We start from the raw sequence: 24,152 nt of genomic DNA, 5'->3' as shown, positions 1-24,152 counted from the left end.
CTGGTGGGCAGGAGATGAGTCGCGATGGATAGAGAACTGGCCCTGGAAATTGTGCGCGTCACGGAAGTCGCAGCGCTGAATTGCGCGCGTTGGATGGGACGAGGTCAAAAGAACGAAGCCGACGCCGCGGCCACCAACGCGATGCGGATGATGTTCGACACCGTTCAGATGGATGGCACGGTGGTCATTGGCGAGGGGGAAATGGACGAGGCGCCCATGCTGTACATCGGGGAGCGCCTGGGCACCGGCGTTGCCCCAAAGCTGGATGTGGCGGTGGATCCACTGGAGGGCACCAACATTCTGGCGAAGGGACAATGGAACGCGATGGCGGTTGTCGCGGTGGCGCCCGAAGGGACTCTGCTGCACGCGCCGGACATGTACATGGAAAAAATCGCTGTGGGGCCGCGGGCCAAAGGCAGAGTGCACCTCGACGCGTCGGTGGCTGAAAATCTCCGTGCGGTTGCGGAAGCGGCGGAGAAGGATATCTCGGACGTGGTTGCGGTGATTCTGGATCGGCCGCGTCATGAACACATCATTCAACAGGTGCGGGCCGCCGGCGCGCGAATCAAGTTGATCACGGACGGGGACGTAGCGGCAGCGTTGAATACGGCGTTTCCCGAAACGGGCGTGGATATCCTGTTCGGTATCGGCGGGGCGCCGGAAGGGGTGCTGGCGGCAGCGGCGCTCAAATGCATGGGCGGCGAATTGCAGGGGCGGCTTTTGCCGGAAACGGACGAACAGCGGGCGCGGTGTGAAGCCATGGGGATTGGCGATATCCGTCGAGTTTTGACGATGGAAGACCTCGTGCGCGGCGATGATGCCATCTTTGCGGCAACCGGCGTGACAGACGGAGAACTGCTGCGGGGCGTGCGGTTCATTGGCCAATCGCGAGCGCGCACCCATTCCGTGGTCATGCGAGCGCAAACGGGGACGGTGCGGTTTGTGGATGCCACCCATGATCTGTCCCGCAAGCAATTGAACGGACTGCAGATTTGAATCCTCTCGAGCGACGAATCTGCGCCGAATGGTGGATTCGACCGCCGGTTCGTGCGCTTGCACAGCGTGAAAGGGGATTCACAGCATAAGATAGGATTGCGTGGGTAAACATGATATAATGCATACGGCTGATTGCGGCCGATCATGGATTCGCCGCGGATAGGAGAATCGGGGGACGCCTATTGGACATTCATGAACTGGAACAGAAAAAGTTGACGGAACTGTACGCGTATGCGAAGGAGTTCCAAATCCCGTACTACGGGAACATGAAGAAACGAGAACTTATCTTCGCGATTCTGAAAGCGCAAGCCGAGAAAGACGGGTTGATGTTCGCAGAAGGCGTGCTGGAAATTATGCAGGACGGATACGGGTTTCTCAGACCGGTCGGGTACCTGCCAAGCGCTGAAGACATATACGTCGCAGCTTCCCAGATACGAAGGTTCGACCTGCGAACGGGGGATTTGGTCTCCGGGAAAGTGAGACCGCCGAAGGAAAACGAGCGGTATTTCGGTCTCCTGCATGTTGAAGCGGTGAACGGTGTCAGTCCGAACCTCGCTGCGGAACGACTTCACTTCCCAGCCCTCACACCACTGTTTCCTCAGAAACGAATGGAATTGCAAACCACACCGGATCGCATAGCCACACGAATCATTGACTTGTTCGCGCCGGTTGGCTTCGGCCAACGCGGATTGATTGTGGCGCCGCCGAAAGCGGGGAAAACGCTGTTGCTCAAAGAAATTGCGCACAGTGTGGCCACCAATTATCCGGATGCGACGCTGCTCGTGCTGTTGATTGATGAACGGCCTGAGGAAGTGACGGACATGCAGCGTTCGGTGCGCGGTGAGGTGATTGCATCCACGTTCGATGAAGTGCCGGAGAACCATATCAAAGTGGCAGAGCTCGTGTTGGAGCGGGCGCTCAGGCTTGTTGAACACAAGCGGGACGTGGTCATCCTGTTGGATAGCATCACGCGTCTGGCTCGGGCTTACAACCTGGTGGTGCCGCCGAGCGGCAGGACTTTGTCTGGTGGGATAGATCCCGCCGCGTTCCACCGCCCCAAGCGCTTCTTCGGTGCGGCACGCAACGTGGAAGAGGGCGGGAGCCTGACCATTTTGGCCACGGCCCTGGTCGACACGGGATCGCGGATGGACGACGTGATTTACGAGGAGTTCAAGGGAACGGGCAATCTGGAGTTGCACCTGGACCGCAGGCTGGCTGAAAAACGGGTGTTTCCGGCGTTGGATATTCGCCGCTCCGGGACCCGGCGCGAGGAGCTGCTGCTGCCGAAGGAAGTCCTGGACAAGGTCTGGGCCATCCGGAAGTCGATGGGAGACAACCAAGATTTCACCGAGTTGTTCATTCGCAAGTTCAAGCACTACAAAACGAACGAAGAGTTCCTGCAAGGGCTGGAACTGCAAAAAGAGAAGAAGGCCTGACAGCGCCGTTCATTGCGGCGTGAAGAAAGGATGTCACTGTGAAGCAACCGAAGCTGGTCTACGCCAATGCGCGCGGAGAAGTAATGAATCACCACCGTTATCTTCCAACAGGGCGAACCGGCGCGTATCTCACGGATATTGAGCCTGCGGAGTGGATTCCTCTCCCCAAAGGGGCCACGTTGGCGTGGTTGCCGGGAACGCGCGTGATTGGCGTTCGACCGGACACCGGCGAGATGGTTCAACTCGAAGGAGACACATACGCGGTTGGAGCGTTGCTTCCGCAGGGGTTCACGCGGTTGTATCTGCCCGGATACGTCAAGCGAAGCCGCGATGCCGAGCCGCTGCCGCTGTTTGGCTACACCGCCGTCGGCTGGTTGGACGGCGAGTTCGTGGTGGCGGCAGACGCCACCGACAATCCGGATCTGTGGGATCCGTCGGCGATTGCGGACGGGGAAGTGGAAGCGGCGGTAGAGCGGATCTTGGCAGAGCACCCCGAGAACCGTCTGTATGCCCACCTGTCTCACTGTGCGCTCGGCTATGGGTGCCTCACCGCGAAAAACACATTCCTCGGCCGCCTGGAAGGCGCTTTGCCGATATCGTCGACGTGCAACGCGGCGTGTGTGGGGTGCATCTCGGAGCAGCCGGACGACGCGCCGTTCCCTTCGCCGCAGGTTCGACTGAACTTCCGACCGACGGTGGACGAACTGGTCGATGTGATGATGACCCACATTCGGCGAAATCCTCAGGGTATCGTCAGTTTTGGCCAGGGCTGTGAGGGAGAGCCGGCGACGCGTTGGCCGGACATTGTGCAGTCGATTCGGCGCGTGCGGGAACAGACGAGCGACGGATACATCAACATCAACACCAATGGCGGACTGACGAGACCCTTGCAGGCCATTGTGGATGCCGGTCTCGATCTGATGCGCGTGAGCATCATCAGTGCACTGCCCGACCACTACAATGCGTACTACAAGCCTCGTGGCTACGGCGTCGAGAATGTGGCGGCCACGTTGCGTTACGCGGCGGAACAAGGTGTGTATACCTCCATCAATTACCTGGTGTTTCCGGGCGTGACGGATCGCGAGGAAGAAGTCGAGGCCATGGTCGAGTTTCTCCGGGACACCGGCGTTCGCTTGGTTCAAATGCGCAATTTGAACATTGATCCGGAGTACTACATGGAACGGATTCCGGCGCAGCGTGGAGAATTGCTGGGCATGAAGCAGGTCATGGACATCTTTCGGTCGGAATGTCCCGGATTGGATGTGGGGTCCTACACCCATGTTCCACCGGTCCGCCGGAAGTGAGTGTTGTTGATCCGCATTGCCGGATAACCATCCGTTTGTCGCGATGGGCAACATCGCCGACGGATGACAAAAGGGCATCACCGTGCTATAATCGCTGTTAGTGTGTTTATGCTGTTTGAATACAAAGCGAGGTGAAAGACATGAAGACCGGCATTCATCCGGAGTACCATGTGACGACGGTCACCTGCGCTTGCGGTGAGACATTTGAAACCGGCTCTGTCAAAGAGAATCTTCGTGTTGAAATCTGCTCCAAGTGCCATCCGTTCTTCACGGGCAAACAGAAGCTCGTCGATGTCGGCGGCCGCGTGGATAAGTTCAACAAGAAGTACGGCCTGAAGTCTCCTCAAGCGTAATCAGAGCGCGCTCGGCGCGCATGTGGCAACGGGTCAGCGTCCCGCTTCGGATGCTGGCCCGTTTTTGGTCATTGGCGACAGTGTATAATGATTGCAGGCCCGTTCTGTGACCCGGATGGGCCTAGCCGCGAGACCCGTACGCAGTTCGGGGCGCGGCGTGGACAGAGACCCCTGGACAATCTCCCCGAGTCGGGGTGCGATAGAGGTGCGACGATGTTTGACAAATTGGAGGCCATGGAACAACGGTACACGCTGCTTGGCGAGTGGTTGTGCAGCCCGGATGTGCTCAACAATCCGGCCAAGCTCCGGGAGTACTCCAAGGAACAATCGGATCTGGCCGATACGGTGGAGACGTACCGGGCGTACAAACGGGCCCGCCAACAGCTGCGCGATGCAAAGGAGATGCTCGCGGAGAAGCTGGATGATGAAATGCGCGAACTGGTCAAGCTGGAGATTGAAGAGCAGGAGCAGGAACTGGCGTCGCTCGAGAAACGCCTGCAGGTGCTGTTGCTGCCGAAAGATCCGAACGACGACAAGAACGTGTTCCTCGAAATTCGCGCGGCGGCGGGAGGCGATGAGGCCGCGCTGTTCGCGGCGGACCTGCTCCGCATGTACACCCGCTACGCGGAGCGCAACGGTTGGAAAACGGAAATGATTGACGCCAACTACACGGATATCCATGGATTTCGCCAGGTGACACTGTCCATTCAGGGCAAGGGGGCGTACAGCAAACTCAAGTTTGAAAGCGGCACCCATCGCGTGCAGCGCGTGCCGGTGACCGAGTCGGGCGGACGGATCCACACGTCCACCGCCACGGTGGCCGTTTTGCCGGAAGTGGAAGACATCCAGGTGGAGATTCATGAGAAAGATATCCGCATTGACACCTTCTGCTCGACCGGGCCTGGAGGACAGAGTGTGAACACCACCCAGTCGGCCGTGCGCATCACGCACCTTCCAACCGGAATTGTGGTGTCCTGCCAAGACGAGAAGTCGCAGATTAAAAACCGGGAGAAGGCGATGCGCGTGCTGCGCGCTCGGTTGTACGAGAAGTACCAGTCCGAGCAGCAGGAGGAGCTGGCCGCCAACCGCAAGAGTCAGGTGGGGACGGGAGACCGCAGCGAGCGGATCCGTACCTACAATTTTCCGCAGAGTCGCGTGACCGATCACCGAATTGGCCTGACCATTCATCGACTGGATGCGGTTCTGGACGGGGAATTGGACGAAATCATCCAGGCTCTGATTGTGGCGGATCAAGCGGAGATGCTGGCTGCGGCAGAAGCGTGACGGCATGATGCAACGGGAGGCGCACGGGATGACCGCGTGGACGATTCGGGAGGCCGAACAGTGGGCGGCCTCCCGTTTGCATGAGGGTTTCATGGAAACATCGAGGACGTTTGCCGCAGCGCCGGAGGAGGAACGCGCTGATTGGGTTCGTCATGAGGCGCTGCTCCTGCTGGAATACGCAACGGGGTGGACGCGGACGAAACTTTTGGTGTCGAGCGGCGACACGGTGCCGGAGAATGCTGCCACGGTGTATCAATCCTATGTGGAACGGCGCGTGCGTGGAGAACCCTTGCAGTACATTGTGGGAGAGGCGTGGTTCTATGGGCGTCCCTTCACCGTGCGCCCGGGCTGTCTCATCCCCAGGCCTGAAACCGAGATTTTGGTGGAACGGGCGATGGATTGGGTGAACGACGTGAGACCGGACGCCCGCATTGTGGATGTGGGAACGGGCAGCGGCTGCATCGCCGTGACGATGGCCCTGGCATGTCCTCGAGCCACGGTGTTCGCGGTGGATATGTCGGAAGACGCGTTGGCGGTTGCGAAGGAGAACGCGCAGGCGCACGGGGCGTCGGTGCAATTTGTTCACGCGGATGGACTCATGTGGCTTCGCACCACACCGGAATCACATGCGATTCACGTGTGGTTGAGCAATCCGCCGTACATTCCGAGCGTGGACGTAGACGGGTTGGACGAAGAGGTTCGGCATTGGGAACCCCGCCTGGCGTTGGATGGCGGTGCGGACGGGCTGGATTTCTATCGTGGATTGGCCGAGACGGGCGCGGACAAGTTCGGAGACGGGCCAGCGGCGCTGTTCCTCGAGGTGGGACGGGGACAAGCGTCGGATGTGCGGCGTCTTTTCGCGGAAGTCCACGGCCATCGATGGCAGGGCTGGCGTTTCGGCATCATCCCTGATCTCCGCGGTGTGGAAAGGGTGGTATGGGGAGAGCGGCGATGAGCAGACGCTGTCGACCGTGTGCTGAAAGAGTCCTGCTCATTTCTTCAGGCGCCTGCGATTCACGGCAATTCGCAGCAGCTCCCATGTCAGCCGCTCCTGCACTTCGGCGGGAAGATGGGTCCACCGAACGCCCAGGTGGCATCGGTGGCCGGACACCGGCTGTTGCCAAACCACGTTTGCGGGCAGATGGTATTGCATGCCCAAGCGAAACGTCACGGTGAGCGGTGTGGCGTCCTGGAACGGGGCAAATTCGGTGACGATTTGGGCGCCGCCGGTGGAAATGTCACGAATCACGCCGCGATGGCACACGTGTTGCGGATCCGTCACCTGAGCGGGAATGCTCACCGCGATGCGGATCTGCACGCGCCGTTCCACCACGGTCGGCGTGGGTCTGGGTGTTGTTGGGCTGTGCGGCTTTTTCACGAACATCACCTTTACCCCTGGCCGGATGCCTCTGTCAACAATTTGGCACTCGTTCTCTTTCTCTATAGGCGACACCGAGGAACTTGTTCGGAAAACTTTGTTGATTTCCTCGGTTTTCACTTTTTTCTATCATAACACTGTCCATCAGGAAGTGTAACGCATTTCACGAAGCATCACGGGTGGGGAGGAGGCGCAACAGGGGGAGGAGGCCCCAACCGGGCGTTCGGACGGGCTCCTCCCCTGAGAGGTGAGATGGGATCCACAGCGCTTCCCTTCGAGTCGGTGACTCGCTGTGAGTCAACGGTCCGAGGCGGTCACATCGAAGCCGGATGTGGAGGAGTCGTGTGGAGCTCAGCTTGGCCTTGACGGACCAGCGTCTCCAGCATCAGATCCGGGCAATCGGTGAAAATGCCGCTGACTCCGCTTCGCCACAGGTGGACAGCCGCATCCGGCTGGTTCACGGTGTATACGCGCAGTGCTTGATGGTGATTCCGCCGAACATCATCCAACACCGCCGTGCAGAAATGCGCTGCGTCCAGATGAATATCCTGTGCCGCGATTTCCTTTGCCGCATGTGCCGCGTCCGCGTTCCACGCGGGGGTCAGCAGAGCCAACCGGATGCGACGGCTGTATCGCCGCAGGGCGTGCAACAGATTGGGATCAAAGGATGAGAACAGGACCAGCGACGCGATATCGGTGGCGTGAACGGTGCGCCACACCGCGTCCACCAGGTCCTGGGCTCCAACAGAAGTGGCTTTCAGTTCGACGTTGACATGGGTCAGGTGTCCGCGGGTCTGGACCAAGGCGAGAACCTCTCCCAATGTGGGAATGGTCTCGCCGGAAAAACGCGGATGAAACCAACTCCCCGCATCCAATTGGCGCAGATGGGACCACGTGAAATCCCGGACTCTGCCCTGTCCATCGGTGGTGCGCTGGACGGTGTCGTCGTGCAGTACAACGGGGATGCCGTCTTTCGACAGTTGAACATCCAGTTCAATGCCTCGGACGCCCAGTTCCAAAGCGGCTTGAAAGCTGGCCATTGTGTTTTCCGGATAACGGGCGGACCACCCGCGATGAGCCCAGATTTCCATGCTGTTGTCCTCCTTCGAATCTCTGCATGGACGGTTTGCCAAGCACGCGCCATCGCCTTCTGTATGATTTGCCGGTTTGGCCATCAACGTGCGGCATTTCCAAGAGATTGGGCGATTCGAGTCCACTCTATACGCGCTGTGTAAATTTCGATGGGAGAATCGGTTAAGGGTGTGTAAAACACGGCTTCGGGGTGGATTGAACGTTCGCAGAAGGAATGAGGTTGTGGCTTCCACGGGGGCGTGGGAGCCGCTCAGGTGTCCGTAACCGTTCTGAACAAAATGAAGGAGGGGTCCCAAAACCAGGCGATGAAGATTGCTTGATTTCCACTGACAAGCGCTGCAGGTCCTGTGTCGTTCGGTTTATGGAACCCGACGCGGGAATGGCGATGTTAAAGGGTTTCTCGGACCTTGCTCAAGAAGTAAATGTCTTTGTCGTGCTCAGCCGTCTTGTACTCCACGTACTCGATGGATTTTTTGACTTCCGTCATGTTTTCCGTCAGCCTTTCGACCTGTTCGTACGTGATGTCCAGTTTGTGAGCCACCTGCTCAAGGTGCTGTTCCATCACGGCGAACCGCTCGTTCACCTGGTCGAGGCGGTGATCCAGCTGAGCGAACCGCTCGTCCACCCGGTGGAGGCGTTGGTCCAGTTGAGCGAACCGCTCGTCCACCCGGTGGAGGCGTTGGTCCAGTTGAGCGAACCGCTCGTCCACTTGGTGGAGGCGCTGATCCAGTTGAACGAACCGCTCGTCCACCTGGTGAAGGCGTTGGTCCAGTTGAGCGAACCGCTCGTTCACCTGGTCGAAGCGCTGGTCTACCTGACTTTCCAACGCCTCCATGCGGCCTTCCAAATGCTCCAGACGCAGATCCACACGGTCGAACCGCCCATCCAGTCGTTCCAGAAACGCTCTGAGTTCGGAATCCATTGTCTGACCTCCATCGCATCCGAGTGCATTCAGTATACCATCTCGTGGACCAAAGATCTGACAGATTTTGTGTGGAATTTTCTGCGATGGCATCATCAATGAGCAGCTGCTATTTCCGCGCAGAGGAGAGAATGTCCACAGCCTCGCGCCCATGCATTGCTTCCGCCGTTCGCAGCACTGAACCCGCTCTCCGTCTGGCCAGCGCCCACGTATAAACCTATCATCCGTCGGACAGAATGATTGCTAGATGACCTAGATTCCGGAGATGAAACCAACCAGGTGGAGAAACGGAATGCACCGTTGGAGGGGATACGGATGGCTGTCAAGCGAATGATGCTGTTTCTGTGTGCGATGGTGTGCGTGGTTGCGGCGGGGAGAATGGTGATGCATCAGCAGGTGACCGCCGCACCCTCTGAGGACGCCGCGCCCTTCGACGTGGCTGAGCCACACGGCAGCACCATTCCGAGTGATGCATTGCGACTCCGTATCATCGCCAACAGCGACAGCGCGCAAGACCAAGAGGTGAAGCGAGAGGTTCGGGACGCGGTGGTGGTGCAGGTTGGCGAACTGGTCAAAGGCGCCAAAACTGCCGCGGAAGCGAAAGCCCGGGTGGAGGCGGCCCTGCCGGAGCTGCGTCAGACAGCGCTGGAAGTGACACGCCGGCGGGGGTATGATTATCCTGTCACGGCCGATGTCGGCAAGGTGCCGTTTCCTACCAAAGTGTATGGAAACCAGGTGTATCCGGCTGGAAACTATGAGGCGCTGCGCATCACGCTCGGCGCCGGTCGGGGGCAGAATTGGTGGTGCGTGCTGTTTCCGCCGCTATGCTTTGTCGATATCGCGGACGGTGACGCTGTACCGAATACCGGCCAATTTCCGGACTTGCCGCCGCTGGAGACCATCCAGGTGACCAATGCGGAAGGGCAGAAGACCAATGTGCAAGTCCGCCTGGCCGCCGTCGACTATGGAGAGACGGCCTGGAAGGCGATTCAACATCTGTGGAACCACCACTGAGGAGAATGTCATGAACGTCTGGGATGTACGCGAGATTCACGATCCGTCGCAACTGGAAGTGATTTTGGCAGAACCGGCCGCCCGGCTTCACGCAGGCGGCCTGATTGCGTTTCCTACGGAAACCGTGTACGGACTTGGCGCCAACGCATGGGATGACACCGCCGCCCGGCGAATTTTCCGCGCCAAGGGCCGTCCGGCCGACAACCCATTGATTGTACATATCGCGGATTTGGACATGCTGGACGGCGTGATCCTCCATCCGGACAAGTTGCCCGATGGTGTTGAGCGAGCCATGGCCGCCTTCTGGCCCGGGCCGCTGACCTTCATCCTCCCCGCACACCCGCGCTTGGCGCCAGCCGTTCGGCCGGGCATGACCACCGTGGGTGTCCGAATGCCGAACCATCCGGTGGCCCGGACCCTGATTCGCTTGGCCAACTGTCCGGTCGCCGCGCCGAGCGCCAATACCTCCGGGAAACCCAGCCCCACCACCGCTGGCGATGTTCTCGAGGATTTAAACCAGCAGATTGACGGGGTGGTGGACGGTGGCGCGTGTCCGATTGGCGTTGAATCCACGGTCGTCGCGATTACGGATGAGCGCGCCGTCATCTACCGTCCGGGCGGCATCACTCCCGAGCAGTTGTCCGCCGTGCTGCGCCAACCGGTCGTGCTCGATCCGCACCTCACCCAGCCCACCGATGCACCGATGGCTCCCGGCATGAAGTATCGCCACTACGCGCCGGCGGCGCAGGTGCACGTGTGGTGGGGAGATGTCGAAGCGATTCGGTCCGCCGTGTCCGCATTCATTCGCCAACACGCCGGGCAGCGGCTGGCCGCGTTGGTTCCACACGGGTGGCGCGAGGTTGTGGAGCCGCTGCACCCGCTGGTATGGGAAGCGCCGGCCACGGAACCGTACGCCGCTGCACTCAGTCGGCGGCTCTACCATCAACTGCGCGCGTTTGATCACGAAGGAGTCCACCATATTCTGGTGGTGGGCGTCCCTCCGGAAGGGCTCGGCGCCGCGGTGATGAACCGCCTGCAAAAAGCGTCGGAGGGACGGTTGTATCGCGTGTGAGCGACCGGTCCCCAGACAGCGTCGTACGCGCCGCCGCCGCTTACGACGCGCCGGCCGACAGGATGGGCAGTCCTTTTGCGTCGTGGGTGATGGTTCCGCCGAGGTCGGACCAGAAAGTCAGGATGGGCACGTAAACTTGCCCCTGAATCCACAGGGCGGGCGCCTGCAGATTGACCGGATTGCCGTCTATCACCACTTCAATGCCGGCTTCCTCTGCGGTGACGCGGTGGGTCTTTCCATCCAATTGAATCTGCATCACCACATGCGGCACCGGGTATGGAGCGTCCACCGGCAGCGGGTTCAGCAGACCCGTCTGCACCAGCCCGCTGTGCTGCGGTGTGTCAATGTCCACCTCGTGCTCCGCCGCATTGTACGTCACCGTGGCGTTGGCGTTTTTCGCCAAGTACGTGACGGGCGCGTACAGCGTATTTTTCCACAGCCACACGCTGCTGGCGCGTTCGGACACCGAATCCACAATCAATCCGCCCGCCACCTCGTTCACCTCAGTGTCAAACTGCACATCCGGATCTGCGCGCAAGAGCACCGTCACCTTGTCGGCGGGTACATAACCTTTCTGGCCGTTTGGCGTGGTCACCGTCACCCATCCGTTCTGTTCTCCGGTGACGGGCAATCCGTCGTCCGGGCTGAGCCAGTAGATGGCGAAGGGACCGGGGCGCGTGGTGGAGTACACCAGGGTGCCCTTGGTCGAGACCGCAAACAGGAGCGGTTGATGCCAGAGTGGGCGTGAGAGGACGTCCTCCACCGCGTCGGCGATGGCCTGTTGGCCGGTGACGGTGGGGTGGATGTCCAGCGCTTCAATGCGGACGTCGGTCGCCTGCTGGTGGTTGAAGACGCTGTGGATGTCCGCGACCGGGACGTCGAAGCGTGCCGCCGTGGCGTAGATCACCTGGTTGGCCGCCGCCACCACCTGTTCCGCGACCGCGTGCAGATCACTGCCGTCCGGGAACGGGTTGTACAGATTCAACAGTACAATGGGTGCCTTTGTTAACGTTCGCAGCTGCGTGAGAATGGCCGGCAGGTTTTTCGAGTACTGCGCCAGGGACTGCTGAAAGAGCGGATCGGACATGACCTGGTTTTTGGCCGGCGGCGTGGTGTTGGCCATCGCGGCCAGATCATAGCTGGTGTGCAGCAGGTCGTTGCTGCCGATGTCCAGTGTGACCACGTTCGCGGCGGCAATCGCTTTGCGAAACTTGGTTGTTTGCAGGGCGTGCAGGACATCGGCGGACTCCCATCCGGGGACCCCCAGATTGTCAACCTGCATGTGTTTATCACGCCCTACAATATATGGATATGCGTACGGTGACGCCGTGGTTGCGGATGCGCCCGGCAGATTGTACCCAAACGTGATGGAGTCGCCCAGCGCGACCAATGTCTGTTTCCCCGTGGGCAGCGCGGGCAGAGACCGGCTGTCGCTGGTGTGTCCGGCATTGGCTGCTGCGGATGTGGCCGTGCTCGCCGAGTTACCCGACGGAGTTGCCACCAGATTGGATACCGCTTTCGCCGATGAACTGTGTACGCGGACCTTTTGGGAGAGCGTGTCCGGTTGATTGAGATCAACCGGAATGGACGGCTTTGGCCCCCACAGGTACCAACCCGCCGTGCCCAGCGCGACGGTCAATAGAGGAATCAGCACGACGGACAGCCAGGGCCGGTGGAACCAGGATGATTGCCGTATCCACAACTGACGAAGTTTCCGCAGGCTTGGTTGCATCATCCGGTATTCCTCCCCACCATCGTGTACTCTCGTGTGTATTTCTATATTGTACATTGCGAAAGCAGCGCTGGGTACGGTCGGGGACAGGCATCGGCATGGGGAAATGTGCAGAAATTTTGATAAAGCATCTTGTTCGGATGTACGTACAAATGTTATCATTCAGATATGTCAGGTCTCTCGCGCAAAGTGGAGTGCCAACATCTGAGTATATTAAACTGGGAGCAAAACAATTGTCGGGAGGTCTGTCCACGAAATGTCCGGCATGCGTCTTCGAGAGGATGGCACGAAGTATCAGCAGGTGAAAAACAGCATTAAGAATTGGATTCTTTCGGGTCAAATCGGGGAAGACGGGAGAATTCCTTCTGAGAACCAGATTGCGGAAGGGTTCGGCATCAGCCGGCACACCGTGCGACAGGCGATAGGAGAGCTGGTGAATGAGGGGTGGTTGTATCGAGAACAAGGACGGGGAACGTTCGCAAAACGGTCGGGCGACATGGGGTCATCCTCGACGCGTGGCGCGGTCCAGCACGCTCGGATTGCGGTGATCACTACCTATCTGGCGGATTATATTTTTCCGTTCATCATCAGTGGAATTGAGTCGCATCTGTCAGCACACGGCCACACCCTGTCTCTGTTCAGTACGGGGAACAATGTCCAAACGGAGCGGCGGGCGCTGGAGACCGTATTGGCTCAGGCTGTGGACGGTCTGATTGTGGAGCCGACAAAAAGTACGCATCCCAACCCGAATATTGACCTGTACCTGTTGATGGAGCAGCGCAACATTCCGTTTGTCATGCTGCACAGTTCCTACGTTGAACTCAATGCCAGCATGGTGTCTTTGGACGACGCGGAGGGAGCGTATCTGGCCACCAAGCACCTCTTGGATTTGGGCCACACCTGGGTGGCCGGCCTGTTCAAGTCTGACGACCTACAGGGGCGCGCCCGCTTTAAAGGCTTCGTAAAGGCGCATCACAATGCGCGCGTTCCGATTCAGGGGCAGTATGTAAAGACGTTCACCACCGAAGACAGGGATTCAGCGATTGACGCTTTTGTGGACCAGTACTTCAAACAATTGGCGGATGCTCCGACCGCTGTGGTGTGTTACAACGACGAGGTGGCGATTCGTTTGATTCAGGCGTTGAATGCCGAGGGGATGGACGTGCCGGGCGATGTATCCGTGACAGGATTTGACGATTCCACGCTGGCTGTCAACGGGTCTGTGCCGTTGACCACAATCCGGCATCCCAAAGCCGAGATGGGGGAAGCGGCCGCCAGGATGCTGCTCGATATGATGAATCAGCCAGAAAACATGTGGATTCCGAGGGAACACGTGTTTCAGCCGGAACTCATCGTGCGTCAATCGACCACCGTTCCGCGATAAGTGGTCATTCACTTGCTTTAACTTGTACGTACATCCATACAAATAGGGTGAGGTGACGGAGATGCCGCCGACTCCAATCTTGGAAGTACGAGGTATTCGTAAGCGTTTTCCTGGCACGGTGGCGTTGGACGGTGTGGACTTGGTCGTTCAACCCGGTGAAATCCACGCACTGATGGGGGAAAATGGCGCTGGGAAATCAACTCTTCTGAAAATTCTCACCGGCGCCCTCCCGCGGGATGGCGGAGACATCCTGATTCGCGGTCGTCCGGTCCACTTTCGCTCTCCGGCGGAGGCGCGCGCAGAACGCATTGCCATCGTACATCAGGAGCTCAGTCTGTTTCCGGATGTGTCCGTCATGGAGAACATTTTGGGTAGTTTGGCGCCGACCCGCTTCGGCCTGATGCGGAAGCGCCAGATGCTGGATGCCTGTTACAAGCAGCTGCAGCGACTTCAAGCGTCTATCGATCCGAACGAACGAGTCAAGCATCTGAGCGTTTCGCAACAACAGCTTGTGGAGATTGCAAAAGCGTTGATGCAAGACGCTGATCTCTACATCTTCGACGAGCCGACGTCTGCGCTCAGCGTCAGCGAGGCGGAACAACTGTTCACAGTGCTGCGCGAACTGAAAGCCCACGGCAAAGCCATCATCTACGTCAGTCATAAATTCGATGAAATTTTTTCTCTGTGCGATACCATTTCCGTTCTCAGGGATGGCAGTCTCGCGGGTTGCGGCACCACGTCAACATTGACGCCGGACGATGTGATTCGAATGATGGTGGGGCGTACGATTGAGCAGATCTACCCGGACAAAGGGGTGTCGGAAGCCACGGAGTTGCTGCGGGTGGAGCACCTGACCGCCGGACGGAAATGCCGTGACGTGTCGTTCACCCTGCGCAGAGGAGAAATTTTGGGCCTGTTTGGCTTGGTTGGTTCCGGTCGGACAGAGATGATGCACGCGCTCACCGGCATTGCGCCGCGACAGCGCGGGGAAATCTTTCTGAACGGCAAGCCGGTGCAGGTCCGGTCCTTTCGCGATGCCATGTCGGCAGGGATGTACTACCTAACGGAGGATCGCAAAGGACAGGGGCTGTTCTTGCAGATGTCGATTCAGGACAACGTATCGGCGGTGCATTTGGAAGCGCTCTCAAGGCGCGGGGTGGTGAATGAGTCGGCCGCCGCGCAACTGGCTCAGCGAGTGATGTCGGATTTGCGGGTCAAGGCGCACTCGGAGCGACAAGCTGTGGGCAGTCTGAGCGGCGGAAATCAACAAAAGGTCATGATTGGCAAGTGGCTAGCCAGGAATCCAAAGATTCTGATTCTTGACGAACCCACCCGCGGCATTGACGTCGGCGCGAAGGCGGAAATCCACCAGTTGCTGCGCCGGCTGGCCAGCGAGGGGATTGGCATCATCGTGATTTCATCCGAACTGCCGGAGGTGGTGGGATTGAGTGACCGGGTTGCGGTCGTCCATGAAGGATCCATCACCGGGGTGTTGTCCGGAGAGGACATCCGCGACGACATCATCATGGAATATGCGTCTGGTTTGCGCAGGACGCCTGTCACGGGGGGAGCGGTATGAGTCAACAAACAACCAATACGGCCAGTCCGCAGACGAATTTGGCGATGGAGCAACCAACTTCTTGGCTTCGGAGGTTGACGAAAGTTCGAGAGTTTACCATTGGGATGGTCATCGTTGTTTTGATCGTCCTGCTCTCTTTACTCAATGAAAATTTCCTGAACATGGATAACATTTTGAGTACAATTTTGAGCATTGTCATGATGGCCATTGTTGCGGTTGGCATGACAGTGGCGCTGGTATCCGGCGGATTTGACCTGTCGGTGGGTTCCGTGATGAGCATGTCCGGCGTGGTGGCGGGGAGTCTGGCGCTCGACGGGCTCAACGTTTGGGTTGCGGCCCTTCTCGGGCTCACGGCGGCGCTGGCCTCCGGACTCATCACCGGGATCTTCATCGGTCGCATACGGATCAACCCGTTCATTATGACGCTCGGTATGCAGGGAGTCGTCCAAGGGATTGCCTACGTGGTGACGCAGGGCGCTCCGCTCTCAGTCGCCGGTATCTCTCCGTCGTTCCTGTTCCTGGGGCAGGGCAGTTTGCTCGGCATCCCGGTGTTGATCTGGATTTTGGCGGTGATTGTCGCCATCTCCGACTATCTGATGCGGCGGTCGGTGGTGGCCCGCAAAGTGTATTACATCGGCAGCAATGAAAGCGCCGCCTTTTTGTCGGGGATTCAGGTTGGTAAAGCGAAGGTTTGGATTTACGTGTTCACGGCGCTATTGGCGGGGTTGGCCGGTATTCTAACGCTGTCTCGATTCAGCGTGGCTGCGCCAACTGCCGGCGTGGGGATGGAGTTGCAGGCAATCGCGGCGTGCATCATCGGTGGAGCCAGCCTGAGTGGGGGCGAAGGCACAGTGTTGGGCGCATTGCTCGGCAGCGTACTCGTCGGGATTGTCAATGACGCGCTCGTGCTGCTGAACGTCTCGGTGTACTGGCAGAGCCTGGTGACCGGTTTTGTCCTGATTGCCGCGGTGACGTTGGATGTGCTGACGCACCGAGACAAACAGGTTTCTTAATCCATCACGAATCCAATTTTGAGGAGAAATGAAGGGGGTTCATGTTCATGAAGAAATGGAAAGGATTTGCCGCAGCCGCCGCTGTGGCCACGTTAGCAGCAGGCCTCGCGGGGTGCAGCACAACTACGGGGACGACGTCCCCGGCGTCGTCATCATCATCGGCCGCGTTCACGGGGCAATCGGGAGAGACGTATTACATGATCACGTTCCTGTCCGGGATTGAGTACTGGAAAGGCGTACTCGCCGGAGCTAAGGAAGCCGCGAAAGACCTGCATGTGAACGTGGTGTACACCGGGGCGCCGCAGTATGACATCAACCAGGAAGCGACCACGCTGCAGCAGGTGATTGCGAAGAAACCGGCGGGCATTCTCATCACTTCCATTAACGAGAAAGCGCTGACACCGTATATCAACCAAGCGATTCAGGCGGGCATTCCGGTGATTGCGTTCGACTCGGACGCACCGTCCAGCCAACGGTACTCCTACCTTGGCACCAGCAACGTCGAGGCCGGGCAGACGGCCGCGGATTACCTGGGGCAAAAACTAGGGGGGCACGGCAAGGTGGCCATCGTCAGCACGCCTGGAGAGCTCAACCTCGATCAGCGGGAGCAGGGATTCAAGCAGGAGATGGCACAAAAGTATCCCGGAATTCAGGTGGTCGCGGTGGAAAACGGAAATTCGGACCAAATCAAGACCGCACAGGTAACCTCCGCGCTCCTGCAAAACCATCCCGATTTGAACGGCGTGTTTGCCACCGAAGCGGACGAAGGGATTGGCGTCTCGACGGCAGTGAAGGAAGCCCACAAGACAGGTCAGGTGCAGATTGTGAGCTTTGACACAGACCAGGCGACGCTGAAAGCCATTCAAAATGGCGAAATCACGGCGACCATCGCGCAGGGCACCTGGAACATGGGCTTTTGGGGATTGATGTTCGCGTACACCGTCCATCACGACCTGGTCAATCCGGTGAAAAACTGGAAGACAGCCAATGTGGATCCTGTCCCTTCATCGGTGGATACCGGAGTGACTGTGATTACGAAACAGAACGTGGCATCGTATCTGAACCAGTAGCACACATCTTCAGAGCATGGCGATTCAGAAATGCACACTAGGCAGCCGAAGGGAGGATGCAAATCCCCTTCGGTTGCCCTGAGGAGGTGTCCGGGGTGGCATACACCATTGGCATAGATTTCGGCACTCTGTCGGGGCGCGTGATGCTCCTGAATGTGGAAGATGGGCAGGAGGTGGCCGTGGACGTCGTTCCTTACGAACATGGGGTGCTCGATAGAGAACTACCCACGGGAGAGCCTCTGCCGCCCGACTGGGCGCTGCAACATCCGAAGGATTATCTGGAAGTCATTTATCGGGGGATTCCGTCGGTGATTTCGAAGGGGGGCGTGGATCCGGATGAGGTGGTGGGCATTGGTGTTGACTTCACCTCCTGCACGGTCCTACCGACGCTCCGGGACGGTACTCCGCTTTGTCTGGTTGAGGGCTGGGAGCACCGCCCGCACGCGTGGCCAAAATTGTGGAAGCATCATTCGGCACAGCCCTTGGCAGACCGCATGAATCAAGTGGCGCGGGCGCGCAGCGAGTCATTTCTGTCCAGGTACGGCGGGGCCATCTCCTCGGAATGGTACTTCCCGAAGTTGCTGCAAATTTTTGAGGAGGACCGGGAGGTGTATCACGCGTCTGACCGATTTCTTGAGGCGGCGGACTGGATTGTTTGGCACCTGACCGGTCGAGAGTGTCGAAATTCCTGCACAGCCGGTTTCAAGGCCATGTGGTCCCAGGACGAGGGACTGCCATCCGCGGACTATTTTCGCGCCGTCCATCCGCAGTTTGAAAATCCTGCGGAGAAACTCGGCAATCAGTTCCATCCGCTAGGCACCCGCGCGGGCGCATTGCGGGCCGAGGTGGCTGCGCGGCTTGGGTTGCGGCCATCGGTGGCGGTGGCCGTTGGCAACGTGGACGCGATGGTCTGCGTACCGAGCGTTGGCGTGACAGGGCCGGGCACGCTGGTGATGGTCATTGGCACCTCAATATGTCATGTGGCCGTCTCGCAGGACGAGGTTCGATTGCCCGGAATCACGGGCGTGGTTCGTGACGGGGTGCTGCCCGGCATGTTCGGGTACGAGACGGGGCAGGCCGCGGTGGGCGATATGTTCCAATGGTTTGTGTCCACCCTCAGCCAGACGGACATTCAACAGTCTGCGGAGCGACTGGGACGTTCGGTTCACGATGATTTGCAACAACTGGCGGCGGAGATTCCGCCCGGCTCGCACGGTCTGGTGGTCCTCGATTGGTGGAACGGAAACCGAAGCATTCTGGGCGACGCGGATTTGTCCGGCGTGATCATGGGACTGACGCTTTCCACAACCTACGCGGAGATGTACCGCGCACTCTTGGAATCCGTGGCATTTGGCACCCGTCGAATTCTCGAGAACTTTGAACAACATCACCTTCCGATGCAGAAGATTGCGGCGTGCGGCGGCATTTCACACAAAAATCCTCTGTTGATGCAGATTTACGCGGATGTCTGTGGCGTACCCGTAGAAGTGTTCGCCTCCAAGGAGGTTCCCGCTCGCGGAGCCGCCATGTTTGGCGCCGTCGCTGCAGGCGTCTTTCCAACGATACAGGATGCCGCGCGCAGGTTGGCGTCCCCCGTGGAGCGTGTGTATTACCCCCACGCGGAGGCACAGCAGGTGTACGACCGCGTCTATCAACTCTACCATCGCTTGTACCATTTGCTAGGTGATACCCACAGGGCATTGATGCACGAGGCGAAGCAGATACGGCTGGACACCGTACCGCGCTGAGGCGGATTCCGCAGAAGGAGTGGAGAGATCATGAGTGAGGCTCGTCGCGAGACAACTCCGGTATTTTGGTTTGTCGTTGGCAGCCAACATCTGTACGGACCGGAGACGCTGGAGCGAGTGGAGTCGCAGGCGCGACGCATTGTGCGTTCGTTCAATGACGATGCGTCGCTGCCGTACAAATTGGATATGAAGCCGTTGATGACCACGCCGGAAGCCATTGCGCAACTGTGTGCGGAAGCAAATACGGATCCCACCTGCGCCGGGGTGTTGACGTGGATGCACACGTTTTCGCCGGCAAAGATGTGGATTGGCGGTCTGACGGTGCTGAAAAAACCACTGTTGCACCTGCACACCCAGTACCATGACGCGATTCCTTGGAAAACTGTGGACATGAATTTCATGAATCTCAATCAGGCAGCGCATGGTGACCGAGAGTTTGCGTTCATTGGCGCGCGCCTGGGGGTTCGTCGTAAAGTCCTGGCCGGCCATTGGGCAGACCGTGGGCTCCGCCGGCGGCTCGCGGAATGGATGTGCACCGCCGTCGCGGTCAACGAAGGCCATTCGCTGAAAGTGGCTCGCTTCGGCGACAACATGCGTCAGGTGGCGGTCACGGAGGGGGACAAGGTGGCCGCCCAGGCGCAATTCGGTTGGGCGGTGCACGCGTACGGCGTAGGCGACTTGGTGGACTGCATGGCGTACGTGTCCGAGGCGGAAGTGGAATCTCTCGTTCAAACCTACCGGGACATGTACGAAATTGCGAAGGGAACCCTTGAAGATGCGCCGTATTGGTCCGCCGTCCGGGAACAGGCGCGGATGGAGCTGGGACTGCGGCGATTCCTGTACCAAGGAGGGTTCACCGCTTTCACCACAAATTTCGAGGACTTGCACGGCTTGCGCCAGCTGCCTGGCCTGGCCGTGCAGAGATTGATGGCGGATGGATTCGGATTCGGCGGCGAAGGCGATTGGAAAACGGCTGCGCTGGTGCGCGTTGTCAAACGCATGGCGGGGTTTGAAGGCACCTCGTTCATGGAGGATTACACCTATCATTTGGTACCGGGAGAGGAAAGTACCCTCGGTGCGCACATGCTCGAAGTCTGTCCCACCATTGCGGCGGATACCCCGCGTCTGGAGGTCCATCCGTTGTCCATTGGGGGGAAGGAACCGCCGGCGAGGCTCGTGTTTACAGGCAAACCAGGGGCTGCGGTGGTCGCGTCGTTGGTGGACCTCGGGGATCGGTTCCGACTCATTGTGAACGAAGTGGAGGCGGTCTTTCCTCCGGAAGCGATGTCCAGTCTGCCAGTGGCCAGAGTTCTTTGGAAGCCGCAACCCTCATGGTCCGTTGCGACAGAGGGTTGGTTGTACGCGGGCGGCGCGCATCACACGGTATTTTCGTATGCCGTCACCGCGGAGCAGCTGGCCGACTGGGCCGCGATGACGGGCGTGGAGTGTGTCGTGATAGATCGGCACACCTCGCTGCTTGGGTTGCGGCAGGCCCTGGCTTGGAACGACGCTGCGTGGCGGTTGCGATGACGAAAGTTCGCCAACCGGGAGGGGACCGATATGCTGGAAGCTCTGAAAGAGCAGGTGTTGAAGGCCAATTTAATGTTGCCGCAATATCGCATGGTTACTTTCACGTGGGGAAATGTCAGCGGGATTGACCGACAGTTGGGACGCGTGGTCATCAAGCCAAGCGGTGTCCCGTACGAAGCGTTGACTGTGGACACGCTGGTGGTGGTGGATCTGGATGGAAACGTGGTGGAGGGCGCACTGCGCCCGTCATCCGACACGCCAACCCATCTGTGGTTATACAAAAGCTTCCCTGATATCGGTGGGATTGTCCACACCCACTCGCCGTGGGCGACCACGTTTGCCCAGGCGGGGATTCCTATACCCGCTCTGGGGACGACGCACGCCGATTACTTTTACGGCGATGTGCCCTGTACGCGGCCGCTCACCACGGCGGAGATTGAGGGTGCGTACGAAGAGGCGACTGGCAGGGTGATTGTCGAGACGTTTGCGAACATGGATGTCAACGCGATGCCGGCCGTCCTGGTTCGTGGTCATGCTCCCTTCTGCTGGGGGAAGGACGCGGAGGAGGCGGTGCAGCACGCGGTCATCTTGGAAGAGGTGGCGAAACTCGCGTATCAATCTCTGCAGTTGAAACCCGCGCTCCCCCGAATTTCATCGTCGCTCTTGGATAAACACTACCTTCGCAAACACGGCAAACACGCTTACTACGGTCAAGTCTGACGGATGATTCGGCGAATCTCCCCCTCGCGCCAAGCATAGACTGGACTAGCTTGGACAGAGGGGGAGCGTTCGCGTTGAAACACCTGTACGACGTCCTGGAAGTCGGCATCATGGCGGTGGCGCTGGGGATGGACGCGTTCTCCCTGGCCTTGGGCGTGGGGCTGCAGGGCCTGCCGCGCAATCGCGTTGTACAGCTCTCTGTGTCCATCGGAGTTGCGCATGTTTTGATGACGCTGATTGGCATTTCCATGGGGATGCTCATGCAGGGGATAATGGGGCAGATTGCTAAATGGTTCGGCGCGTTATTACTGTTGGGATTGGGATTGCACATGGCGTACACGAGCCTGTTTCAACGGGAGGAGCCGGTGGCGGTGGGCACGACGGTGGCGGCGCTCGGGCTGTTTTCCATCGGCGTATCCATCGATGCGCTGTCCGTGGGATTGAGCCTGGGGCTGTCCAGCACCACGTACGGCATCGCCTGTGCGCTGGCGTTCGGATTTGTGGCGGCGGGTCTGTGCGCCGTGGGGTTGGTGATTGGCGCCAAAGCCACCCGGACGCTGGGGGTGTACGGGGAGCTCCTCGGCGCGGGGATTCTCATGGTGTACGGCATACTGTTCATGGCGCAGTGAGCTCGGCCGACCTGGCTCAGAGCAGGGGCGGCGGTTGCATGCCGGTTTCGCCGGGGGATATACTGAATCCATGGACGGCTGCCGTCTTGCGCGATGTGGCTGGCTGGGTCAATACGGCGAACGATTGCAGCGTTTTGCAGTGCATCTGCGGCGGCAGGTGTGTTGCAAAACGCTGCCGATTATGTGCGGGAAGTCGACGTGCGGCGTCCACCGAAACGGGGGCTTCACGCAGCAGGCGGCCCGTCACATGCGCGGGGCTGCCGTCCATTCGTGATTGGGAGGGTGATCACGTGCATTTGTTGTTTGTCTGCACAGGGAACACCTGCCGCAGTCCGATGGCAGCGTTTCTGGCGCAGCGCGAAGTGAGCGAACGCGGCCTCGACTGGGTCATTCAATCGGCGGGGCTGTATGCGATGCCCGGGCAGCCGCTGTCATCGCTGGCTGCCGATGCCCTCACCCGCCGCGGCGTACCGCTCCAGGCCCACCAGGCCCAGCCGGTGACGGCGGAGCTGGTGGCGTGGGCTGATGCCATCCTGGTCATGACCGCAGCCCATGAATGGGATCTGCTGCGACGCTTTCCGGAAGCGGCCGGCAAGACGGCGCGGTTGGGACGGTTTCTTGCCGACGCGCCGCCCGCGGCCGCCGTAATCTGTGATATTGTAGATCCGTTCGGAGGAGCGGACGCGGAGTACGAAGCGTGCGCAGACGACTTGAGCAAAGCCGTCCGTGGACTGATAGAACATTTGGCGACAAAGGGGAGTCTGGAATGAAGGTGGCCATTGCCAGTGACCACGCGGGTTACCGGCTCAAGGAACTGTTGAAACAGACACTGGAGGAACTGCAGCTCGACTACGAGGATCTGGGCACATTCGATGAAACGTCGGTTGATTACCCGGACTATGGCGCAAAGGTCGCCAAAGGCGTGGCGGATGGCTTGTACGACAGAGGTGTGCTCGTTTGCGGCACCGGCCTTGGTATGGCCATCACGGCCAATAAGGTCAAGGGCGTTCGCGCGGTGACGGCGCACGATGTGTTTTCGGCGAAAATGTCGCGCATGCACAACGACGCCAACGTGCTGACCATGGGCGAACGAGTGATTGGTCAAGGTGCTGCGGCGGAGGTGTTGAAGGCGTGGTTAACCACGGAATTTGAAGGGGGGCGGCATGCCCAGCGCCTCGCCAAGGTGGCCGACCTCGAACGGGAGTCGTTGCAATGAGCAAGCGTGAGAACGACAGGGGGCTGGCTTTGAGCTGTCCGGATGAGGCTGCGGCCACCCCGACCGGATCCAATCTGGAACACGCTGCGTCAGGCGATTTGGCCCGGATTCAGGTGGAACTCCGCGAATGCCTGGAGGACCTCCGCCAAGCGGCCGGACTTGGCAGCGGGAGTCTGCTCGTGGTGGGTGCGTCGAGCAGCGAAGTCATGGGGCAGCGCATCGGGACCGCCACCTCGGAGGCCGTGGGTGCTGCCATTGTCGCGTCGGTCTTTGAATTTGCAGAGCAGTGTGGCTGTTCCGTCGCCGTTCAGTGCTGTGAGCATTTGAATCGGGCGCTGGTGGTTGAGCGGGAAACAGCGGTGCGATACGGCCTCGAGGAGGTATACGCGATTCCCGTGCCCGGGGCCGGCGGCGCCGTTGCCGCGCATGCCTACTTTTCCATGCGCCAGCCGTGCTTGGTGTCCGCGGTTCGGGCGGATGCCGGCATTGATATCGGCGACACACTGATTGGCATGCACTTAAAGCCAGTTGCAGTACCCGTGCGCGGCCGCCGGAACACGGTGGGGGCCGCGCACGTGACCATGGCGCGGACGCGGCCGCCGCGGATTGGCGGCGAGCGGGCCGTGTACGATGTGGCGGAAGCGCGTCGCCGCATCGGGCGATAAAACGAGGAGTGGGAG

Annotated in this window: 24 protein-coding genes; 19 read left to right on the top strand and 5 right to left on the bottom strand. The window is 59.4% G+C overall.

All coding sequences use genetic code 11. The annotated features are described in order from the left end of the window. The first annotated feature begins 24 nt into the window (after positions 1–24). The 6 genes from glpX (at position 25) to prmC (ending at position 6,328) form a co-directional block, all read left to right on the top strand. The gene (glpX, locus tag G463_RS0105010) at positions 25–996 is read left to right on the top strand and encodes a class II fructose-bisphosphatase (RefSeq protein ID WP_026974285.1); all 972 of its coding nucleotides are present in this window, start codon (positions 25–27) and stop codon (positions 994–996) included. A gap of 182 nt (positions 997–1,178) precedes the next feature. Next, a complete protein-coding gene (gene rho, locus G463_RS0105005; RefSeq protein WP_026974284.1) occupies positions 1,179–2,432 on the top strand; it encodes a transcription termination factor Rho in 1,254 nt (417 codons plus the stop codon). An 83-nt stretch (positions 2,433–2,515) separates the two neighbouring features. Continuing rightward, positions 2,516–3,736: a radical SAM family protein gene (locus G463_RS0105000; RefSeq protein WP_051321957.1), complete on the top strand. Its 1,221-nt coding sequence runs from the start codon at positions 2,516–2,518 to the stop codon at positions 3,734–3,736. A 140-nt stretch (positions 3,737–3,876) separates the two neighbouring features. Further along, positions 3,877–4,089, top strand: a complete 213-nt coding sequence (rpmE, locus tag G463_RS0104995) for a 50S ribosomal protein L31 (protein ID WP_026974282.1) — start codon at positions 3,877–3,879, stop codon at positions 4,087–4,089. A 213-nt stretch (positions 4,090–4,302) separates the two neighbouring features. Beyond that, entirely contained in the window at positions 4,303–5,373 is a 1,071-nt protein-coding gene (gene prfA, locus G463_RS0104990; protein WP_026974281.1) for a peptide chain release factor 1, read from the top strand. A gap of 28 nt (positions 5,374–5,401) precedes the next feature. After that, the gene (gene prmC / locus G463_RS18900; RefSeq protein ID WP_169725425.1) at positions 5,402–6,328 is read left to right on the top strand and encodes a peptide chain release factor N(5)-glutamine methyltransferase; all 927 of its coding nucleotides are present in this window, start codon (positions 5,402–5,404) and stop codon (positions 6,326–6,328) included. Between the two features lie 36 nt (positions 6,329–6,364). Here the strand turns inward: prmC and G463_RS0104980 are convergent, their stop codons facing one another. The 3 genes from G463_RS0104980 to G463_RS18890 form a co-directional block, all read right to left on the bottom strand. Further along, positions 6,365–6,757 (bottom strand): PilZ domain-containing protein, encoded by a 393-nt coding sequence (locus tag G463_RS0104980; RefSeq protein ID WP_026974280.1) that lies wholly within the window; start codon positions 6,755–6,757, stop codon positions 6,365–6,367. A 308-nt stretch (positions 6,758–7,065) separates the two neighbouring features. Further along, the gene (locus tag G463_RS18895; RefSeq protein ID WP_051321947.1) at positions 7,066–7,842 is read right to left on the bottom strand and encodes a glycerophosphodiester phosphodiesterase; all 777 of its coding nucleotides are present in this window, start codon (positions 7,840–7,842) and stop codon (positions 7,066–7,068) included. A 389-nt stretch (positions 7,843–8,231) separates the two neighbouring features. After that, complete coding sequence (locus G463_RS18890) at positions 8,232–8,765, bottom strand: hypothetical protein (RefSeq protein WP_051321946.1); 534 nt, start codon at positions 8,763–8,765, stop codon at positions 8,232–8,234. Positions 8,766–9,080: 315 nt separating this feature from the next. On the opposite strand from G463_RS18890, the gene spoIIR reads away from it, so the two are divergent. Both spoIIR and G463_RS0104960 read left to right on the top strand, forming a co-directional pair. After that, on the top strand, positions 9,081–9,779 hold the full coding sequence (spoIIR, locus tag G463_RS0104965) for a stage II sporulation protein R (RefSeq protein WP_035485793.1): 699 nt from the start codon (positions 9,081–9,083) through the stop codon (positions 9,777–9,779). Between the two features lie 10 nt (positions 9,780–9,789). Next, the gene (locus G463_RS0104960; RefSeq protein ID WP_035485791.1) at positions 9,790–10,851 is read left to right on the top strand and encodes an L-threonylcarbamoyladenylate synthase; all 1,062 of its coding nucleotides are present in this window, start codon (positions 9,790–9,792) and stop codon (positions 10,849–10,851) included. 40 nt (positions 10,852–10,891) lie between these two features. Here G463_RS0104960 and G463_RS21605 read toward each other — a convergent pair whose 3' ends face one another. Continuing rightward, complete coding sequence (locus tag G463_RS21605; protein ID WP_051321945.1) at positions 10,892–12,586, bottom strand: GDSL-type esterase/lipase family protein; 1,695 nt, start codon at positions 12,584–12,586, stop codon at positions 10,892–10,894. Between the two features lie 253 nt (positions 12,587–12,839). Between G463_RS21605 and G463_RS0104950 the strand changes: the two genes are divergently transcribed. The 8 genes from G463_RS0104950 (at position 12,840) to G463_RS0104915 (ending at position 22,256) form a co-directional block, all read left to right on the top strand. Beyond that, entirely contained in the window at positions 12,840–13,967 is a 1,128-nt protein-coding gene (locus G463_RS0104950; RefSeq protein ID WP_026974277.1) for a GntR family transcriptional regulator, read from the top strand. A 61-nt stretch (positions 13,968–14,028) separates the two neighbouring features. Continuing rightward, positions 14,029–15,546, top strand: coding sequence for a sugar ABC transporter ATP-binding protein (locus G463_RS0104945; protein WP_026974276.1), 1,518 nt, complete (start codon positions 14,029–14,031; stop codon positions 15,544–15,546). Continuing rightward, a complete protein-coding gene (locus G463_RS0104940; RefSeq protein ID WP_026974275.1) occupies positions 15,543–16,559 on the top strand; it encodes an ABC transporter permease in 1,017 nt (338 codons plus the stop codon). Before G463_RS0104945 ends, G463_RS0104940 begins: the two co-directional genes overlap by 4 nt. Before the next feature lie 47 nt (positions 16,560–16,606). Further along, positions 16,607–17,629, top strand: coding sequence for a substrate-binding domain-containing protein (locus G463_RS0104935; protein WP_026974274.1), 1,023 nt, complete (start codon positions 16,607–16,609; stop codon positions 17,627–17,629). A 95-nt stretch (positions 17,630–17,724) separates the two neighbouring features. Then, positions 17,725–19,377: a ribulokinase gene (locus tag G463_RS0104930; RefSeq protein ID WP_026974273.1), complete on the top strand. Its 1,653-nt coding sequence runs from the start codon at positions 17,725–17,727 to the stop codon at positions 19,375–19,377. A 30-nt stretch (positions 19,378–19,407) separates the two neighbouring features. After that, a complete protein-coding gene (araA, locus tag G463_RS0104925; protein WP_026974272.1) occupies positions 19,408–20,907 on the top strand; it encodes an L-arabinose isomerase in 1,500 nt (499 codons plus the stop codon). 30 nt (positions 20,908–20,937) lie between these two features. Then, the gene (locus tag G463_RS0104920; protein ID WP_026974271.1) at positions 20,938–21,627 is read left to right on the top strand and encodes an L-ribulose-5-phosphate 4-epimerase; all 690 of its coding nucleotides are present in this window, start codon (positions 20,938–20,940) and stop codon (positions 21,625–21,627) included. Positions 21,628–21,701: 74 nt separating this feature from the next. Continuing rightward, on the top strand, positions 21,702–22,256 hold the full coding sequence (locus G463_RS0104915) for a manganese efflux pump MntP (RefSeq protein ID WP_026974270.1): 555 nt from the start codon (positions 21,702–21,704) through the stop codon (positions 22,254–22,256). A gap of 16 nt (positions 22,257–22,272) precedes the next feature. On the opposite strand, the gene G463_RS23125 is transcribed toward G463_RS0104915, so the two are convergent. Beyond that, positions 22,273–22,503: a hypothetical protein gene (locus G463_RS23125; protein ID WP_169725424.1), complete on the bottom strand. Its 231-nt coding sequence runs from the start codon at positions 22,501–22,503 to the stop codon at positions 22,273–22,275. A gap of 43 nt (positions 22,504–22,546) precedes the next feature. Between G463_RS23125 and G463_RS0104910 the strand changes: the two genes are divergently transcribed. Genes G463_RS0104910 through G463_RS0104900 form a run of 3 tightly spaced genes read left to right on the top strand, consistent with a single transcriptional unit; the run spans position 22,547 to position 24,137 of the window. After that, positions 22,547–23,026: a low molecular weight protein arginine phosphatase gene (locus tag G463_RS0104910; protein WP_026974269.1), complete on the top strand. Its 480-nt coding sequence runs from the start codon at positions 22,547–22,549 to the stop codon at positions 23,024–23,026. Further along, complete coding sequence (gene rpiB / locus G463_RS0104905; protein ID WP_026974268.1) at positions 23,023–23,472, top strand: ribose 5-phosphate isomerase B; 450 nt, start codon at positions 23,023–23,025, stop codon at positions 23,470–23,472. The genes G463_RS0104910 and rpiB overlap by 4 nt, the downstream gene beginning before the upstream one ends. Beyond that, on the top strand, positions 23,469–24,137 hold the full coding sequence (locus G463_RS0104900) for a TIGR01440 family protein (RefSeq protein WP_084171228.1): 669 nt from the start codon (positions 23,469–23,471) through the stop codon (positions 24,135–24,137). Before rpiB ends, G463_RS0104900 begins: the two co-directional genes overlap by 4 nt. Positions 24,138–24,152 lie beyond the last annotated feature (15 nt).

The organism is Alicyclobacillus contaminans DSM 17975 (genome assembly GCF_000429525.1).
In the GTDB taxonomy this organism is placed as follows: domain Bacteria; phylum Bacillota; class Bacilli; order Alicyclobacillales; family Alicyclobacillaceae; genus Alicyclobacillus_A; species Alicyclobacillus_A contaminans.
The sequence above is the reverse complement of the archived record's forward strand: the minus strand, read 5'-3'. Positions and strand labels throughout refer to the sequence as shown.

Excerpts from the sequence above, each read along its gene's own strand:
- glpX (WP_026974285.1), top strand. The coding sequence starts at position 25 with ATGGATAGAGAACTGGCCCTGGAAATTGTGCGCGTCACGGAAGTCGCA.
- G463_RS0105000 (WP_051321957.1), top strand. The coding sequence starts at position 2,516 with ATGAATCACCACCGTTATCTTCCAACAGGGCGAACCGGCGCGTATCTC.
- rpmE (WP_026974282.1), top strand. The coding sequence starts at position 3,877 with ATGAAGACCGGCATTCATCCGGAGTACCATGTGACGACGGTCACCTGC.
- prfA (WP_026974281.1), top strand. The coding sequence starts at position 4,303 with ATGTTTGACAAATTGGAGGCCATGGAACAACGGTACACGCTGCTTGGC.
- prmC (WP_169725425.1), top strand. The coding sequence starts at position 5,402 with ATGACCGCGTGGACGATTCGGGAGGCCGAACAGTGGGCGGCCTCCCGT.
- G463_RS0104980 (WP_026974280.1), bottom strand. The coding sequence starts at position 6,757 with ATGTTCGTGAAAAAGCCGCACAGCCCAACAACACCCAGACCCACGCCG.
- G463_RS18895 (WP_051321947.1), bottom strand. The coding sequence starts at position 7,842 with ATGGAAATCTGGGCTCATCGCGGGTGGTCCGCCCGTTATCCGGAAAAC.
- G463_RS18890 (WP_051321946.1), bottom strand. The coding sequence starts at position 8,765 with ATGGATTCCGAACTCAGAGCGTTTCTGGAACGACTGGATGGGCGGTTC.
- spoIIR (WP_035485793.1), top strand. The coding sequence starts at position 9,081 with ATGGCTGTCAAGCGAATGATGCTGTTTCTGTGTGCGATGGTGTGCGTG.
- G463_RS0104960 (WP_035485791.1), top strand. The coding sequence starts at position 9,790 with ATGAACGTCTGGGATGTACGCGAGATTCACGATCCGTCGCAACTGGAA.
- G463_RS21605 (WP_051321945.1), bottom strand. The coding sequence starts at position 12,586 with ATGATGCAACCAAGCCTGCGGAAACTTCGTCAGTTGTGGATACGGCAA.
- G463_RS0104950 (WP_026974277.1), top strand. The coding sequence starts at position 12,840 with ATGTCCGGCATGCGTCTTCGAGAGGATGGCACGAAGTATCAGCAGGTG.
- G463_RS0104945 (WP_026974276.1), top strand. The coding sequence starts at position 14,029 with ATGCCGCCGACTCCAATCTTGGAAGTACGAGGTATTCGTAAGCGTTTT.
- G463_RS0104940 (WP_026974275.1), top strand. The coding sequence starts at position 15,543 with ATGAGTCAACAAACAACCAATACGGCCAGTCCGCAGACGAATTTGGCG.
- G463_RS0104935 (WP_026974274.1), top strand. The coding sequence starts at position 16,607 with ATGAAGAAATGGAAAGGATTTGCCGCAGCCGCCGCTGTGGCCACGTTA.
- araA (WP_026974272.1), top strand. The coding sequence starts at position 19,408 with ATGAGTGAGGCTCGTCGCGAGACAACTCCGGTATTTTGGTTTGTCGTT.
- G463_RS0104920 (WP_026974271.1), top strand. The coding sequence starts at position 20,938 with ATGCTGGAAGCTCTGAAAGAGCAGGTGTTGAAGGCCAATTTAATGTTG.
- rpiB (WP_026974268.1), top strand. The coding sequence starts at position 23,023 with ATGAAGGTGGCCATTGCCAGTGACCACGCGGGTTACCGGCTCAAGGAA.
- G463_RS0104900 (WP_084171228.1), top strand. The coding sequence starts at position 23,469 with ATGAGCAAGCGTGAGAACGACAGGGGGCTGGCTTTGAGCTGTCCGGAT.